Source organism: Halomonas sp. BC04, assembly GCF_000568385.1.
Map to the genome: position 1 here is coordinate 1 of NZ_AZQX01000086.1, position 16,077 is coordinate 16,077.

General features: G+C 62.5%; 11 protein-coding genes and 2 pseudogenes. 6 read left to right on the top strand and 7 right to left on the bottom strand.

The annotated features are described in order from the left end of the window. The 6 genes from Q427_RS06430 to Q427_RS06455 all read left to right on the top strand — a co-directional run. Window positions 1-720: HlyD family efflux transporter periplasmic adaptor subunit (locus Q427_RS06430; RefSeq protein ID WP_043512110.1), on the top strand; the 720-nt coding region annotated here is incomplete at its 5' end. A gap of 64 nt (window positions 721-784) precedes the next feature. After that, window positions 785-1,663, top strand: coding sequence for a polysaccharide lyase (locus Q427_RS06435; RefSeq protein WP_043512112.1), 879 nt, complete (start codon window positions 785-787; stop codon window positions 1,661-1,663). A 176-nt stretch (window positions 1,664-1,839) separates the two neighbouring features. Beyond that, a complete protein-coding gene (locus Q427_RS06440) occupies window positions 1,840-2,967 on the top strand; it encodes an alginate lyase family protein (protein ID WP_231613479.1) in 1,128 nt (375 codons plus the stop codon). Window positions 2,968-3,124: 157 nt separating this feature from the next. Next, the gene (locus Q427_RS06445; protein WP_155833470.1) at window positions 3,125-5,653 is read left to right on the top strand and encodes a tetratricopeptide repeat protein; all 2,529 of its coding nucleotides are present in this window, start codon (window positions 3,125-3,127) and stop codon (window positions 5,651-5,653) included. A gap of 151 nt (window positions 5,654-5,804) precedes the next feature. Continuing rightward, window positions 5,805-6,677: a polysaccharide lyase gene (locus Q427_RS06450; protein WP_043512114.1), complete on the top strand. Its 873-nt coding sequence runs from the start codon at window positions 5,805-5,807 to the stop codon at window positions 6,675-6,677. A gap of 51 nt (window positions 6,678-6,728) precedes the next feature. After that, window positions 6,729-7,985: an alginate lyase family protein gene (locus tag Q427_RS06455; RefSeq protein WP_051496181.1), complete on the top strand. Its 1,257-nt coding sequence runs from the start codon at window positions 6,729-6,731 to the stop codon at window positions 7,983-7,985. Window positions 7,986-8,076: 91 nt separating this feature from the next. Here Q427_RS06455 and Q427_RS06460 read toward each other — a convergent pair. The 7 genes and pseudogenes from Q427_RS06460 to miaA form a co-directional block, all read right to left on the bottom strand. Next, window positions 8,077-9,370: pseudogene (locus Q427_RS06460) on the bottom strand (adenylosuccinate synthase). A gap of 102 nt (window positions 9,371-9,472) precedes the next feature. Continuing rightward, on the bottom strand, window positions 9,473-10,648 hold the full coding sequence (locus Q427_RS06465) for an ATP phosphoribosyltransferase regulatory subunit (protein WP_043512115.1): 1,176 nt from the start codon (window positions 10,646-10,648) through the stop codon (window positions 9,473-9,475). 198 nt (window positions 10,649-10,846) lie between these two features. Then, the gene (hflC, locus tag Q427_RS06470) at window positions 10,847-11,731 is read right to left on the bottom strand and encodes a protease modulator HflC (RefSeq protein WP_043512118.1); all 885 of its coding nucleotides are present in this window, start codon (window positions 11,729-11,731) and stop codon (window positions 10,847-10,849) included. Continuing rightward, the gene (gene hflK / locus Q427_RS06475; protein WP_043512120.1) at window positions 11,732-12,964 is read right to left on the bottom strand and encodes an FtsH protease activity modulator HflK; all 1,233 of its coding nucleotides are present in this window, start codon (window positions 12,962-12,964) and stop codon (window positions 11,732-11,734) included. Between the two features lie 144 nt (window positions 12,965-13,108). Next, window positions 13,109-14,431 (bottom strand): ribosome rescue GTPase HflX, encoded by a 1,323-nt coding sequence (gene hflX / locus Q427_RS06480; protein WP_043512122.1) that lies wholly within the window; start codon window positions 14,429-14,431, stop codon window positions 13,109-13,111. A 9-nt stretch (window positions 14,432-14,440) separates the two neighbouring features. Next, complete coding sequence (hfq, locus tag Q427_RS06485) at window positions 14,441-14,692, bottom strand: RNA chaperone Hfq (RefSeq protein WP_043512125.1); 252 nt, start codon at window positions 14,690-14,692, stop codon at window positions 14,441-14,443. 125 nt (window positions 14,693-14,817) lie between these two features. Further along, window positions 14,818-15,754: pseudogene (gene miaA / locus Q427_RS35135) on the bottom strand (tRNA (adenosine(37)-N6)-dimethylallyltransferase MiaA). Between the last annotated feature and the right edge of the window lie 323 nt (window positions 15,755-16,077).

A 16,077-nucleotide genomic window follows, 5' to 3' on the forward strand; every position in this document is an offset into this window, starting at 1 on the left:
GCGCTGGACTATAACAACCGCTTGATCGAGAACCTGCAAGCGCACCTCGACGGCGGAATACAGGAGGTGAGTCTGGCCAACTCGGCCCAGCCTGCCAGCGGCGACACCATGACCTTCGAGTCGGTGTCACCCGAGATCGCCCAGGCACGCATCGAGCAGTTCGAGACTGTCAGGGATTACGAGAACTCCCGTATCGCCGCCCTGGAAGCACGCCAGTCAAGCAACGATATCTACAGCCCCTGCGACTGCCTCGTGGCGTGGGCCCTGAGCAGTGCCGACGGTACCTATATCAACGAAAGCGAGCGGATCATGACCCTGATTCGCACCGAGGAGGACGATGTCCTGGTCGAGGCGCTGGTGCACATGAGCGACATCAGCCGCATCGAGCCGAACCAGCAGGCCTATGTCACCCTGGCCAACACCTCGAATCCGATACGCGCCCGGGTCCGCAACGTCGCCCTGGACGTGGAGCGACAGCCCCGTGCCGGCTTCCCCAGTTGGGTGCGCCAGCAGCAGAACGTGGCCAGCGTCCTGCTGGTACCCGAAGAGCCGCTCCCCGCGGAAAGCGTCGGTCAGCCGGTGGATGTGCGTTTCACCGAAGCGCCACTGCTCGGCGCCGCCTCGGAGCGGATCTGGCAAGGGGTACGCACGGTCATCCAGTTCGGCGACGACATCTATCGTACCGCCATCGACGAGGATGACGACGACACCAGCGGCTGACAGGCCGACACTCGGAACAAGTCCGCGGCGGCCAGCCGTCGCGGCCAATCTGCAAGGAGACAGTATGCCTCCGAAGAGACGACTCACCGGCCGACATAACGCCGGCGCCCTGCTGACCACCCTGGTCGCCCTGCCCGCCGCGCCGGTGCTTTCCGAGGCGGTCGATGAGGCCTCAGTAGGCGTTCCAGAGGTCGAGGCGTGCTCCCAGCGCTATCCGGAGATCGATGCCCCCCGGCCAAGCCACGCGGCGAATGGGCATGAGGCTATCCGTGAAGGCTTCGACACCCACCGTCACTGGGGCACAGAGGAGAACGTCGAACGCCTGGGCGCCGGGCATACCGGCCTGAGTGAGCCCGGCTTGCGGGTTCACTACCCCGCCGGCACCTCCTCGCCGGGCGAGGATCCGCCCGGTGGTGCGGGGTTCTACAGTGAGCCACCGGCTCTCGCGGGTGCCGAACGAGCCTGCATGAGCTACAAGGTGCGATTCGCCCCCGACTTCGATTTCGTCCAGGGGGGCAAGCTGCCCGGCCTGTTCGGCGGTGAGGCGCCTTCGGGTGGTGAAAGCGTGGATGGAGAAAACGGATTTTCCCTTCGCCTGATGTGGCGTGAGCACGGCCAGGGAGAACTCTATCCCTATGTGGTCGGTCACGAAGGCATCTCGGTGGGGCGCGGCGCCTGGTATTTCCCGGTGGGACAGTGGGTGACGATCGAACAGGAGGTCATCCTCAACAACCCGGGACTCGACAATGGCGTCGCCCGGATCTGGATCGACGGCCGACCGGTGCTCGAGCAGCGCGATATCGTCTATCGAACCGAGCCGACACTGACCATCGATGGGCTGATGTTCTCGACCTTCTTCGGAGGAACGGGCGAAGGCTGGCGAACACCTCGTGACCAGCACGTGGACTTCGCCGCCTTTCGCTTCCATGCCCCTGCGCCATGAGGGCAATGCATAAGATGAGCATACAGGGAGACACTCAGCATATGCACGACGCAAGGCCCAACAGGCTCCGCCCTCACTTGCTCCTTCGTCTGCTCCTGGCACTTCTGATCACCGGAGCGTGGGGCAGTGTCAATACGGCAAGTGCAGATACGCTTTCCCGTGAGGAGCGCGAGGAATTGGATCTGTCCCAGTATCGGGTCAACGATACCGATGCAGGCTACTTCGATGTGTCGGCACGGATGGAGTTGCTCAGCAATACCGATAATGCCGTCTTGCTTCAGCAGATCGATCAACTGCTATCTCAAGCGCCGAGTTGCCGGCAACTATTGAGCTACAAGCCCATCACAACACGGGGCAGGATCCCAGGCTACTATCCCAACCCGGAGGAGTGGGAGCTCACCACCGAGCCATTGTTTCTGTTCGAGGATAACGTCTCGATGCTGGCAGGTGCCTTTGTCGCCAGTGGTGAGAGTTACTATTCTGAATGTCTGGTGAGCTTCCTGGCTCATTGGGCAGAAGCCAAGGCGCTGACCACGTTTCAATATGACCCCAATGACCCTCAGTCCTGGTTCGCCTCAGAATCGATGCTTTTCGCCGCCGCCATGGCCTATGCCACCGTAAGGCCATTCATCGTAGGGATGGAAGAGGAGCGTGAGGAGGTCGAATCCTGGCTGCAGGGGCTCGCGCTGCAGCACTCGGCCATCCCCGGCCAGCCCGAAGAGAGCTGTTGCAATAACCATTTCTACCGCCGGGCCCTCTACGCCAGCATGATCGGTATTCTCACCGAAAACGACGAGCTCTTTCGTTTCGGTGTCAGTGCCATCTACTCGGCCTTGCACGACATGACCGAGGCGGGTGCGCTGCCTCACGAAGTGTCCCGTGGTCGCCGAGCCATTCACTACCAGAACTACGCCCTGCTCTATCTGGTGACCAACATGCAGGTCATCGCTCGACAGGGCTATGACATCTTCAGCCTAGAGGTTGAGGGCAGCACCATTCACGAAGCCATCGATTATTTTTTCGCCATCCTTGATGACCCAGCGGTGTTGGAAGACTACGCGCCGCTTGAACAGTACACCGGGTTCACCAAGGACCCGCAGTACTTCACCTGGCTCGAGGTCTACCAAACCCATTTCGAACACCCTCAGGCTGCCAGTTTCGTACAGCGAGTGCGCCCCCTCTACAACCGCAGTGCCGGGGGGTACATGACGCTCTATTTCATGCCCCCCGATGCGCAAGACCAATTGTTCATGGACGAGAGGCGACGCCGGACCGAGGCCTTCCAGGGCCTGGACATGCCGTGACTACCGGTGTCGCACGACTGCTATCCAAGGTGGATAATCATGAAAGCACACACGACTCCTGCACGCAGAACCGCAAAGCTGCAACTGACTGCCCCACTGGCCTTTGCCGCCTTGCTGGCCGGTTGCGCCATGACCCAGGAACCACCCGGTGAGGATCATGCCCGTGCCGTTCCGGCCGATTATGCGCGCCTGGTTCGACGGCGGCGTAGAGGTCGACATGGGCCGGCGTGACTGGGACCGGATCAATCGTGCCCAGGACACCATCGATCAAGGCCGTTACGAGGAAGCCAGGAGCCAGCTCCAGCCGCTGATGGAAATGGGCTTCCCCCCTGCCTACTACGAGATGGCCAAGATGTATGACCGTGGCCAGGGTGTCGAGCGGGATGGAGCCAGGGCAGCCTACTACTATGGCAAGGCGATCGAGCGGCCCTCGACTGTACAAGGCCACGCCTCCCTCAATCTTGCGACTCTTTATCAGGAAGGGGATGGTGTCGAACGCAATGACGTACTGGCCTATTACCTTCTGTGGCAGGCCAAGAACGCCAATCTGGATCGCGACGCTGAGGTCAGGCTCGCCAGGCTACTCGCCGAAGGGGGCGACGGGGTGCAAGCCGACCCAGAACTCGCCCGTGAACTCTATGCCGACGCTGCCGCAGCCGGTGAGGAAGAGGCGCTACGTGCACTGGCCGAGGCCTATGCGCCCGGCGGCTGGCTGAAAGAGGACCCCGCCCGCGCCATGGATTATGGCCAGCGCTACGCCGAGGTCCTCGAAGCACGCGCCCGGGAAGGCGAGACCGGCGCGATGCTCCAGCTCGCATCACTCCATGCGCCGGACGGCCTGCTTGGCGACCAGCCCGATCAGCGGCTGCACTGGCTTCGCCAGGCCGCCGATGCCGGCGACGATGGTGCCCTGGCCCAGGCAGGCCGAGCCATGCTGGATACCGGGAACTTCGACCAAGGCATCGAGTTGCTCGAGGAGTCCGCTCGCCGGGGCGATATCGACGCCATGGTCCACCTCGGCAATGCCCTGCTCGAGCCCGACACGGGCCGGGCGCAGCCGGTACGAGCCGAGCGGTGGCTGAACACGGCAATCGAGGCGGGATCGATCGATGCCCGGGTCATCCTTGGACGCGCACTGGTGGAGGGCCAGGGCGGCCTCAACGACCTTCCCCGCGGCATGGGGCTACTCGAAGAGGCCGCAGAACGTGAACACCCCCTGGCACTGGCCCAGCTCGGCTCCCTCTATCTGGATGACGAACGGATCGCCGGCCAACCCTATATTGCCGTCGACTATCTCGAGCGTGGCCACGAGGCAGGCCATCCCTGGGCCACCCAGCAACTGGGCGCCGCTTATCTCGAGGGGCGCGGCCTCGCCCCCGACGGCGCCCGGGGCGAGGAACTGCTTCGCAGCGCGGCCGACCGCGGCCAGAGCGGTGCGATGCGCATCCTGGGCGAAGCCTACCTTGCCGGCGAGGCGCTGCCCTTCCACCCCAGTCGTGGCGAAGAACTGCTTCAGGAAGCCGCCCAGGCTGGAGACACCACTGCCATGACCCAACTGGGCGAAGCTTACCTGGAAGGTCCGCTGGACGGGCAGGACCCCACCCGTGGCGTAGAGTTGCTGATGGAAGCGGCCAATCAGGGCGACGGCTATGCCATGGTCGTGCTTGGCAGGGCCTATCGCCATGGCAATGGGGTAGAGCGGGACCTGGACCAGGCGACCCTATGGCTGAGCCGTGCCCAGGAGACAGGCCATGAATCTGCCGACGACGCCCTCACCTATGTGCAACGGGATCGTGGCGCCCAGGGAGATATCAATGCACTGATCAGTGCAGCCGAGGATGGTCATCCCGGGGCCATGGCGGACCTGGGACGTGCCTACCTCAATGGCCAGGGCGTTGGCCAGGACCGTGACCAGGCCCGCTACTGGCTGGAGCGCGCCCACGGTGAAGGCCATGCCGGGGCCGCTGCCAGCCTGGGCCGAATGTACATGGATGACGGCAATACATCGGCCGGTATCGACTATCTGGAAGCAGCGGTCGCCAGAGGGCACGGCGGCGCCCGGGTCGATCTGGGCGAGGCGTACCTGCTCGGGGATCACGTCGAGCAGGATGTCGAGAAAGGCCTCGAGTACCTGACCAATGCGGCCAATTCGGGCAACCCCCATGCCGCGCATCTGCTGGGCCAGGCCTACCTGAGTGGAGAGGGGGTCGAGCAGAACGGCGAAGAAGCCCAGCGGTGGCTGGAACAGGCAAGCGACGGCGGAAGCCTTGCTGCCCGCGCCAGCCTGGGTCGTGCCAAACTACGCGGCGAAGGTGCCATCGATCAGAACGTCGAGCGTGGCTATGAACTGCTGGACCTAGCCGCCGAGCAGGGTGATCGCGGTGCCCTGGCCACCCTTGGTCGCGAATACCTTCGCGGAGACATCCTGGAGCAGGATAAGCAGAAAGGCGCCGACTACCTGTTTGAAGCCGCCAACGCAGGCCACTCCAGTGCGCGCCTGGCCCTTGCCGAGGCTTACCTCTCATCTCGCGGCCTGCAGCACGCCAATCGTGAACAGGCACTGCTATGGCTGGATGATGTCTTCGAGAGCGAGGGCCAACTCGCCGCCGAGACCCTGCGCCAGTTGCTGACCGACGATGGTGCCGCTGAAGCGGCGGGTGAGGTGGATATCAGTGCTGCTGATTGAACGCCACATCAGGAGCGCCAGCGGGCCGGCTAACCGCCGGCCCAATAGAGCTCAAAGATGCACAAATTGAATCGGCACAAATTGCTTGCTCGCTAGATTGCTGTGCACATCATTCATAGGGACGTTGGCCATGTGTTTAACCGATAGACGCATGCAGTGGCTGCCACTTGGCATCGCTGCCACTCTTGGCATGGCAGCATCGGCCATGGCGGAAGATTCCGGCATCGATAACGGTAAGCCCTCTACCCTGCCTGCCTGCTCCGAGCGCTATACCCTGGTTGCCAGCCCCCGCCCACTGCGGCAACAGGCTACCGCCAAGGCATCGATCCGCGAGGACTTCGGATCCACACGGGATTGGGGGACGGAGGACAACGTCACGCTTCTCACTCGCAATGCCACCGGCCTTGGCGAAACCGGCTTTCGTGTCCTCTACCCCGAAGGCAGTTCCTCGCCCAGCGATGCCGACCAGGATGGCGTCGAGCGCGGCGGCCTGGGTTTCTATACCCGGGAAACGGCGCTGGAGAACAGCGACCGCGCCTGCCTACACTATAAAGTGCGATTCGAGCCGGTATTCGACTTCGTCAAGGGGGGCAAGCTGCCCGGTCTCTACGGCGGCGACGCACCCAGCGGTGGCGACAAGGTCGATGGAGAGAACGGCTTCTCGATACGCCTCATGTGGCGCGAAAAGGGTCAGGGGGAACTCTACCCCTATGTCATGGACCTGGAGGGCGAATCGATGGGCCGAGGTGCCTGGACCTTCCCCAGGGGACGCTGGATAAGCGTCGAGCAGGAGGTGATTCTCAATACGCCTGGACAAGACAACGGCATGGCCCGCATCTGGATCGATGGCCGGCCGGTGCTTGAAAAAGGGGGGCTCGTCTATCGGACATCGGAGAGTGTCTCCATAGACGGACTGATGTTTTCCACGTTCTTCGGAGGCACTGGCGAAGGATGGCGAACGCCTCGCGACCAGAGCGTCGATTTCGCCGCTTTCCGACTCTACGCACCCAAATCCTTACCATGAAGCTGGCCATCGCCAGCAGTAGCGATATCAATGCAGGAGGCAGATAACGCTATGGTCGAACCAACCGAAGATTGTCTCGCACGTTTCACTACCCTTCCATGGCTGACAGGCTCGCTCGCCGGCCTGGCCTTATCGATGGGTGGCATTTCCACGGTCCAGGCACTGACCCTTGAAGAGCGTCAGGAGCTGGACCTCTCCCGTTATTCCGTCACGGACCCGAACGCCTCCTACTTCGATATCGAGGAGCGTATCGAATTGCTGCAGGAGACCCAGAACAGCCTACTGCTGCAGCACAGGGAGGAGCTGGCAAACTACGCCCCCAGCTGTCGGCAGCGGCTGGAGATCCCCACCATTACGGAACGAATGCGGATTCCCGGCTTCTACCCCACTCCCGAGGCCTGGGAACTGGCCACGGAGCCTCTCTTCAAGTTCGAGGACACCGTGTCCGAGCTGGCCGGCGCCTATGTCGCCAGCGGCAACACCTACTATGCCGAGTGTCTGGTGCGTTTCCTCGACCGGTGGGCCCAGGATGACGCGTTGCTCGAGTTCCATTATCACTGGTCTCAGCCCCAGGCCTGGTTTTCCCTGGAGTCGATGATCTTCGCCGCCGGCATGGCCTATTCTGTGGTACGGCCCAGGATCGAAGGCCTCGAAGAGGAGCGTGAGCGCGTCGAGGATTGGCTCAATCGCCTGGCAAGCGTACATATGGAGATCGAGGGCGCCGAAAGCAGCTGTTGCAACAACCACTTCTACCGCCGCGCCCTCTATGCCGCCATGGTCGGTGTGCTGACGGAAGATGACGACATGTTCCGCTTCGGTGTCAGCGCCATCTACTCGGCCCTGCACGACATGACTGAGCGTGGTGCCTTTCCGTTGGAGATGGCGCGTGGACGACGCGCCACCCACTACCAGAACTATGCACTGCTCTATCTGGTTCCGATCATGGAAATCGTCCATCGCCAAGGCTACGATATCTATGAAATGAAAATCGATGGCGGCACCATCCACGATGCGGTCGATTTCGGGATGGATATACTCGAGGATCCCAGCGAACTCGGGGATCTGGCACCGGCTGAACAGTTCACCGGCTTTCTCAAGGACGATCAGTATTTCGCCTGGATGGAAATCTACCGCGCGCGCTTTGGCGAATCGCGCTTCGACGACTTCCTGCGCTCCATGCGGCCTATCTACAATCGCAGTGCCGGTGGCTACCTGACCTTTTATTTCATGGATCCGGCTGCCCAGGACAAAATTTACCATGATGAAGATGAGCGGCAATCGAGGGCCTTCGAAGGGATTTTGAACTGAGTGCCCAAAAGCAACAAGCCGGCGCAAGCCGGCTTGTTCTTCCAGTTTCCAATCCCGAAAAGCCCAACAGGCTATACCGCCAGCTTCTCTCTCAGCTATCGAACGGATTGCGCAGCACGATAGTCTCGTTGCGATCCGGCCCGGTGGAGATGATATCGATGGAGGTGCCCACCTTCTCCTCCAGATAACTGATATAGGAACGGGCATTGGCCGGCAGCTCTTCCACCCGCTTGATGCCGAGGGTCGATTCACTCCAGCCCGGCAGGTCCTCGTAGAGTGGCTCGAGGGCTTCGTAGCCTTCGGAATCCACCGGCGTATCGAGCACCTCGCCCTCCTTGCCGCGATAACCGACGCAAACCCGGATATTTTCCAGGCCATCCAGTACATCCAGCTTGGTCAGGCAGATACCGGAAACCGAGTTGATCTGCACGGCATGACGCAGGGCGACGGCATCGAACCAGCCGCAGCGACGCGGCCGCCCGGTGGTGGCCCCGAACTCATGCCCGCGCTCGGCCAGATGGCGGCCATGCTCGTCAAAGAGCTCCGTGGGAAAGGGGCCGGAGCGACCCGGGTGGTGTAGGCCTTGGTGATGCCCAGCACGTAATCGAGGTAGAGCGGACCCACGCCGGAACCGGTGGCGGTGCCGCCGGCAGTGGTATTGGAGCTGGTGACGAAGGGATAGGTGCCGTGATCGATATCGAGCAGTGAGCCCTGCGCACCCTCGAAAAGGATGTTCTCCCCGGCTCGGCGAAGCTCATGCACCAGGCCTACGGTATCGCAGACCATGGGGCGCAGCTCCTCGACCATGACCATGGCCTCGTCAAGCACCTGCTGGAAGTCCACCGCCTGCTCGCCGTGATAGTTCACCAGCACGAAGTTGTGGTAGTCCAGGACCTCGCCAAGCTTGGAGGCGAAGCGCTCGCGATGGAGCATATCCCCCAGGCGCAGGCCACGCCGGGCCACCTTGTCCTCGTAGGCGGGACCGATGCCACGACCGGTGGTGCCGATCTTGGCGACGCCACGGGCCTTCTCACGGGCCAGATCGAGGCGGACATGGTAAGGCAGGATCAGCGGACAGGCGGGCGACAGGCGCAACCGTTCACGAACAGGAACCCCCTTGGCCTCGAGCTCCCGGATCTCCTTGATCAGGCTTCCGGCGACAGCACCACCCCGTTGCCGATGACGCAGGTCTTGTCCTTGCGCAGGATACCGGATGGGATCAGGTGAAGAACGGTCTTCTCACCGTCGATGACCAGTGTATGGCCCGCATTGTGCCCCCCCTGGAAACGCACCACTGCAGAAGCGGATTCGGTCAACAGGTCGACGACCTTGCCCTTGCCCTCGTCTCCCCACTGCGTGCCCAGTACGACTACGTTCTTGCCCATTGTGATCTCGTCTCTCGTGTCGGCGCCCTCACCGGGGCGCGTCCATGATCCGGCCCGCAGGCCGCGTTCGGTGACCGGCCCGCATTGCCGGTGTGGTCAAGCCTAAAGTGCCACTATCTGCCAGTGGCCATCGCAGTAATCCAGCCGACGACTGCAGCGGTGCGCCTCGGGAGCGGTAGCCTGGCCTGGCAAGGCCTGTACCACTCGCTTGCCTTGCTCACGCAGGGCTGCGATGGCTTCGGCAACGCCCTCTCCCCGGGCCGGCGCCCAGATGCCATCGCAGGCCGGCTCGCTCTGGACCAGGCTGGCCAGCAGCTTGAGATCCATGGAAAAGCCGGTAGCCGGTCGCGCACGGCCGAAGGCCCTCCCGGTGTCATCATAGCGCCCGCCCTTGGCCAGCGCCTGGCCATAGCCGGGCACGAAAGCCGCGAACATCATGCCGGTGTGGTAACGGTAGCCCCGCAGCTCGGCAAGGTCGAAATAGAGTTCAACGTCAGGATGGGCATCCAGCACCCCCTGGTACAGCGCGCGCAACTGAGCCAGCGCCTCAGTCACCGCAACCGGTGCGCCGGCAAACCGATCACGCGCCTCATCCAGCACCTCCGAGCCGCCGTGCAGCTCGCCCAGCGCCATGAACATGGCCGCCAGTGCCGGATCCGACACGCTGGCACCGACCTGCTCCGACAGCGCGCCCGGGGACTTCAGCTCGAGTGCTTCGAACAGGGCCCTTTCCTGATCACGATCGAGTTCCGCCGCCTCGACCAGGCTGCGGTAGATGCCGATATGCCCCAGGGCCAGGTGCAGTTCTTCGGCCCCCGCCAACTTGAGGCTGGTCAACGCCAGCAGCAGAATCTCCAGGTCGGCTTCGAGGCCCGCATGACCGAAAAGCTCCACACCCACCTGCACCGGGCTGCGGCCACCCTGATGCTGGTCGGCCTTGGCGCGCAGCACGTTGGTGCAGTAACAGAGCCTGGCCGGCCCCTGGTGGCGCATCGAGTGGGCATCCATTCGCGCCACCTGGGGCGTCACGTCGGCACTGACCCCCATCATCCGGCCGGTCAACTGGTCGGTCAGCTTGAAGGTCTGCAGATCGAGGTCGGTGCCCGTACCGGTCAGCAGGGAGTCGAGAAACTCCACCGGTGGCGGCATTACCTGATCGTAACCCCAGCAGTGATAGAGATCGAGCAGCGACCGGCGCAGCTCTTCCATGCGGCTCGCCTGAGGCGGCAGCACTTCGTCCATGCCGTCGGGCAGCAGCCAGCGGTCAGCAATGGTCATGTTGTCAATCCTGCAAGACAGTTGGGAGCGGGGCGAAAAGCGTTGCGTTACCAAAGAATACCCACAAAAAAACCGGGCCACGCCCGGTTCAAGGATTCTATCACGTTTGACGGCGGGTTGAACCCCGCCGGGAGTCGTATGAGAGGCTCATCACGGTGGCGAGGAGCAGCCTGGGGGCTACTCCTCGCCACCCGAGCATCAGTCCCTCGGGTCAGGAAACGGCGACTTGAGATAGCGGAAGAAGTCGCTGGAGGGATCCAGCACCAGCATATCCTGATCGCCATCGAAGCTATCCCGATAGGCGTTGAGGCTGCGCCAGAAGGAGAAGAACTCCTGATCCTGGCCATACGCCTCGGAGAAGATACCCGCTGCTTCGGCATCGCCTTCACCGCGAAGCGTTTCGGCACGCTCGGTGGCCTGCGCCAGAAGCACCTGGCGGCGGCGATCGGCGTTGGCGCGAATACGCTCGGCCTCTTCCTGACCCTGGGCGCGCCATTCGCGGGCCTCCCGCTCACGCTCGGAACGCATGCGGTCATAGACCGCCGCCGATACGTCTTCCGGCAGGTCGATCCGCTTGACCCGGATGTCGAGTATCGAGACCCCGAGCTCTTCGCGCATCAGCGTGTCGAGATCCTCGGTGGGCCGGATCATCAGGTCGTCGCGACGCTCAGCGATGATCTGCTGGAGGTCCAGTCGGCCGAACTCGTTACGCAGGCTCTCATCGACCCGTGGCTGAATGAGGCGGATCGCCATCAGCTCATCGCCGGCCGTCGCCTCGTAGTAGCGCGTCGGGTTGACCACCTGCCACTTGACGAAGGAGTCGACGATCACCGCCTTCTGCTCGAGGGTCAAGTAGCGGCTGGTATCGGTATCCAGCGTCAGCACGCGGGTATCGAACTTGCGTATGGTCTGGGTGATCGGCACCTTGAAGTGCAGGCCCGGCTGGATGTTCTCCTCGATGACCTCACCGAAGCGCAGCTTGACGGCACGCTCGGTCTCGTCGACCACGTAGAGAGTGTTGCTGGCCAGCCAGGCAGCGGCAGCCAGGGTACCCACGATAATCAGTGAACGATTATTGATCATTTAGCGGCCCTCCCTGCGGATACCACTGTTGCTGCCACCGCCCTGCGAGGAGGAGGTGGTACGGAGCCGCTCGAGGACGCGCGGATCCAGCTCGCCGCTCTCGCCACGGGCTGCGTCGCCCTCTCCCTCGCCGCTACGCGTGCCACCGGGACGCTGGTCGAGGGGCAGGTACATCAACGGTGTTTCGTCGCTGACGTCGATCAGCACCTTCGGCGTCTTGCCGAACACATCGGCGATGGCATCCAGATAGAGTCGCTCACGCATGATGTCCGGTGCGTTGCGGTACTGAACCAGCAGTGCATTGAAGCGGTTGGCCTGGCCCTGGGCCTCGGCAACCACCGACTCACGATAACCCTGGCCCTGCTCGACCAGGCGCTGCGCCTGACCCTGAGCGGCCGGAATGATGGCGTTGGCGTAAGCCATGCCCTCGTTGATGGTCCGCTGGCGATCCTCGCGGGCCCTGATCACGTCATCGAAGGCGTCAATGACCGGTCCCGGCGCCGAGGTGGACTCGATGTTGATGGTCTGCAGACGAATACCGGTGCCGTAGCTGTCCAGATACGACTGCAGGCGGCTGGCAACGGAGCTACCGAGAATTTCACGCCCGGAGGTGAGGATCTCGATCATGTCGGTGCCACCGACCACGTGACGCAGTGCGGAATCCAGCGCATTCTCAATCGACAGCTGCGGGTTACGCACGTTAAGCACGAAGTCACGCGGGTTGTTGACCTGATACTGGGCCGAGATCTCGACCTCGACGATGTTCTCATCACGGGTCAGCATTGCCTGCGACTGGGTCAGCGAGCGAACCCGGGTCACGTTGACCATGCGCACATCATCGATCAAGGGTGGATTCCAGTGCAGGCCGGGCGTGACCACGTCCTGGAACTTGCCGAAGCGCAGTACGACGCCACGTTCCGCCTGATCGACCAGATAGAAGCCCGAGGCTCCCCAGATCGCCAAAGCAATAACGAGCAGCAGGCCGGGCAACGCCAAGACGTTGCGCGGCTTGCCGCTGCCTCCCTTGCCGCCCTTGCCACCGCCGCCTTTGCCGCCGCGGCCGCCCAGCATGCTGTTGAGCTTGTCCTGAAATTTCTTCAGGGCTTCATCAAGGTCGGGTGGACCCTGATTGCCCCCACGGTTTCCGCCGCCGCCGTTACCGCCGCCGCGTCGGCCCCCTCCGCTCCAGGGGTCGTTCTGGTTGCCACCGCCACCAGGCTCATTCCAAGCCATATGTCGTCTCCACTCTGCGTTGGCTCCCCGCCACCATCGATTAGGTGGTGGGGGAGTCGGTTGCCATCCTGTCATCGGCGCCTAGCTAGGCGCCTGGCTATTCTGTTATGGGGATGCCGGTCCATCTGGCCAGACAGCCTGAGGCTATCTGCCCTCCCATACCGGACGTTCACACAGTTCGGAGGGAAGATAATCCTCGGCCCGCTCATCCAGCCGTGACATCAGCTGCAGGAAGTCGCGCCGGGGAAGTCGCACTTTGAGTCCCACTCTGCCATCCGGTTCCTCGAAATGCTCTTCCCTGACTGCGCCGAGCTCATGCAAGCCCGCCCGCAGCCGCCCCTGCTCCGGAGAAAGGGTCAGGGAAAAGTCGATCACATCGTCGGCGAGGCACTCCGAAAGCGCCTCCTCCAGCAATTCGAGGCCCCGGCCCTCCTGCGCCGAAAGCCAGACCACCTCGGGGCGGCCCTGGCCGTCCCGCTCGATTCGCGGGGCGCTGTCAAGCAGGTCGATCTTGTTCATTACCTTGAGCATCGGCACATCCAGGGCACCGATCTCATTCAGCACGCCCTCGACCTCGGCGATGTTGCGCTCACGATCGGGATCCGCAGCGTCGATGACATGCACCAACAGCGCAGCCTCGGCGGCCTCCTGAAGGGTGGCCTGAAACGCCTCCACCAGCTTGTGCGGCAGGTGCCGGATGAAGCCAACGGTATCGGCCAGTACCACAGGGCCCACATCACCGACTTCCAGGCGTCTCAGCGTCGGGTCGAGGGTAGCGAACAGCTGGTCCGCCGTATAGACCTTCGATTCGGTCAATGCATTGAACAGCGTCGACTTGCCGGCGTTGGTGTAGCCGACCAGAGAAACACTGGGAATCTCGGCACGGGCACGGGCACGCCGATTCTGGGCGCGCTGACTGCGCACCTTGTCGAGTCGTTTGTGGATGGCCTTGATACGCGCTCGCAACAGGCGCCGGTCGGTCTCCAACTGTGTTTCACCGGGCCCGCGAAGGCCGATGCCGCCCTTCTGTCGCTCAAGGTGAGTCCAGCCGCGCACCAGTCGTGTCGACATGTACTCCAATTGCGCCAGCTCCACCTGCAGCTTGCCCTCATGGGTACGTGCCCGCTGAGCAAAGATATCGAGGATGAGCCCCGTGCGATCCAGCACACGGCACTTGAGCACCTGCTCAAGGTTGCGCTCTTGAGAAGGACTCAGAGCATGGTTGAAGATCACCAGTTCCGCGCCATGCACACGCAGCGCTTCACGCAGCTCTTCGACCTTGCCGCTACCGATGAAGGTACGCGAATCAGGACGATGCCGACTGCCACTCAGCAGTGTGGCCGGTTCGGCACCAGCGGAGCGCACCAGTTCCAGGAATTCACCCGGATCCTCGCGCTCGCGCTCATCCTGAAAGTCCACATGAACCAGTACTGCCGTTTCGCCGGCATCGGGACGTTCAAAAAACAATCAATATCCTCACACGTTGCTTTCCGGCGGAGCCGCAGGATCCTGCGGCGGCAAACGCACATTGCGCGATGGCACCACGGTGGAAATGGCATGCTTGTATACCATCTGGCTGACGGTATTGCGCAGCAGTATGACGAACTGATCGAATGACTCGATCTGTCCCTGCAGCTTGATGCCGTTGACCAGGAAAATCGACACCGGAATGCGCTCCTTGCGCAGGATATTCAGGTACGGGTCTTGAAGGGATTGCCCTTTGGACATGCTACCTCTCCCTAAAACGTTCTCATGAGGGGTGGAAGTTGTGTTCTTGGGTTGTCTGCCTTAAGCGGCATGACACCATGCCGGCTCGGCCTGGTCACCCGGCCACTCGAAGCCAACATCTTACGCTAAGAGCCGAATTCGCGCACGAATTTCAGGATTTCACTCAACGCGTCTTCACCTTGGGTATCGACCCAGTGTAGACCCGGCCAGCCACGCAACCAGGTCAATTGGCGCTTTGCCAGCTGCCGCGTCGCAACGACGGTGCGATAGCGCAGCTGCTCGAAATCACCCTTGCCATCGAGATAGTCCCATACCTGACGATAGCCAACACTCTTCATGGAGGCAGATCGGCATGGAGGTCACCACGGGCACGCAGCGCCTCCACCTCCCCAATCAAGCCGGCTTCGAGCATGGCATCGAAGCGTCGGGCAATACGCTCGTGCAGGATACGACGTTCGAGTGGCGTGACTCCTATCGACAACACTTTCCATGGGAAGGTTTCAGGGCGTTGCTGTCGCCAGAGCTCGGTGAGGGTCATATTGCTGGCCCGATAGACCTCCACGGCACGCATCAGTCGCTGTGGATCGTTGGGGTGAATACGTCGGGCGGACTCGGGTCGATACGCGACAACGCCTCGTGCAGGGCGGCGAGCCCGTCACGCTCGACCTCACGCTGCAGCTCGGCACGTATGGCCGGGTTGGCCGGGGGCAGGTCGGCCACACCCTCGAGCAGCCGCTTGGCATACATCATGGTGCCACCAACCAGCAACGGCGTACGGCCTGCCGCGGTGATTTGTCGCATCTCACGCAGCGCGTCATCGCGGAAATCCGCCGCCGAATAGGGCTCGGCCGGGTCGCGAATGTCGATCAGGCGGTGCGGCGCCCGCGCCAGCTCGTGCGGGGAGGGCTTGGCGCTGCCGATGTCCATGCCGCGGTAGACCATGGCCGAATCCATGCTGATCAGGTCACACTCGAGACGCTCATGCAGCGCCATGGCCAGATCGGTCTTCCCGGCGGCGGTGGGGCCCATCAGAAGGATGGCGGTGGGGCGGGTGTCTGGCATTGAATGTCTCGGGCTTGGAGCAGAGAAGCTGAGCCGGCGCTTCTCGCCACGCAGGTGGATAACCTTTGGATCTTCACACTTTGGCGTGAAATGGCAAGGGAAGTCATGGCCGCGCTGTAGACATGATGGATTGACCTGCCCCTCCTCAACGTCGTGGGTTACGTTGAAGTTGGGCAACAACACAGAGCCACTATTGAGGGAGGCAGGTCATGAAACAGTCTAACGCAACTCAACAGGTCGTTGTGGTACGTACCGCCGCTGAGCGACTCAACGCAGCCAGCTACGTCCATGCCGCTTATATCGGACTGGATGTTCACAAGGCT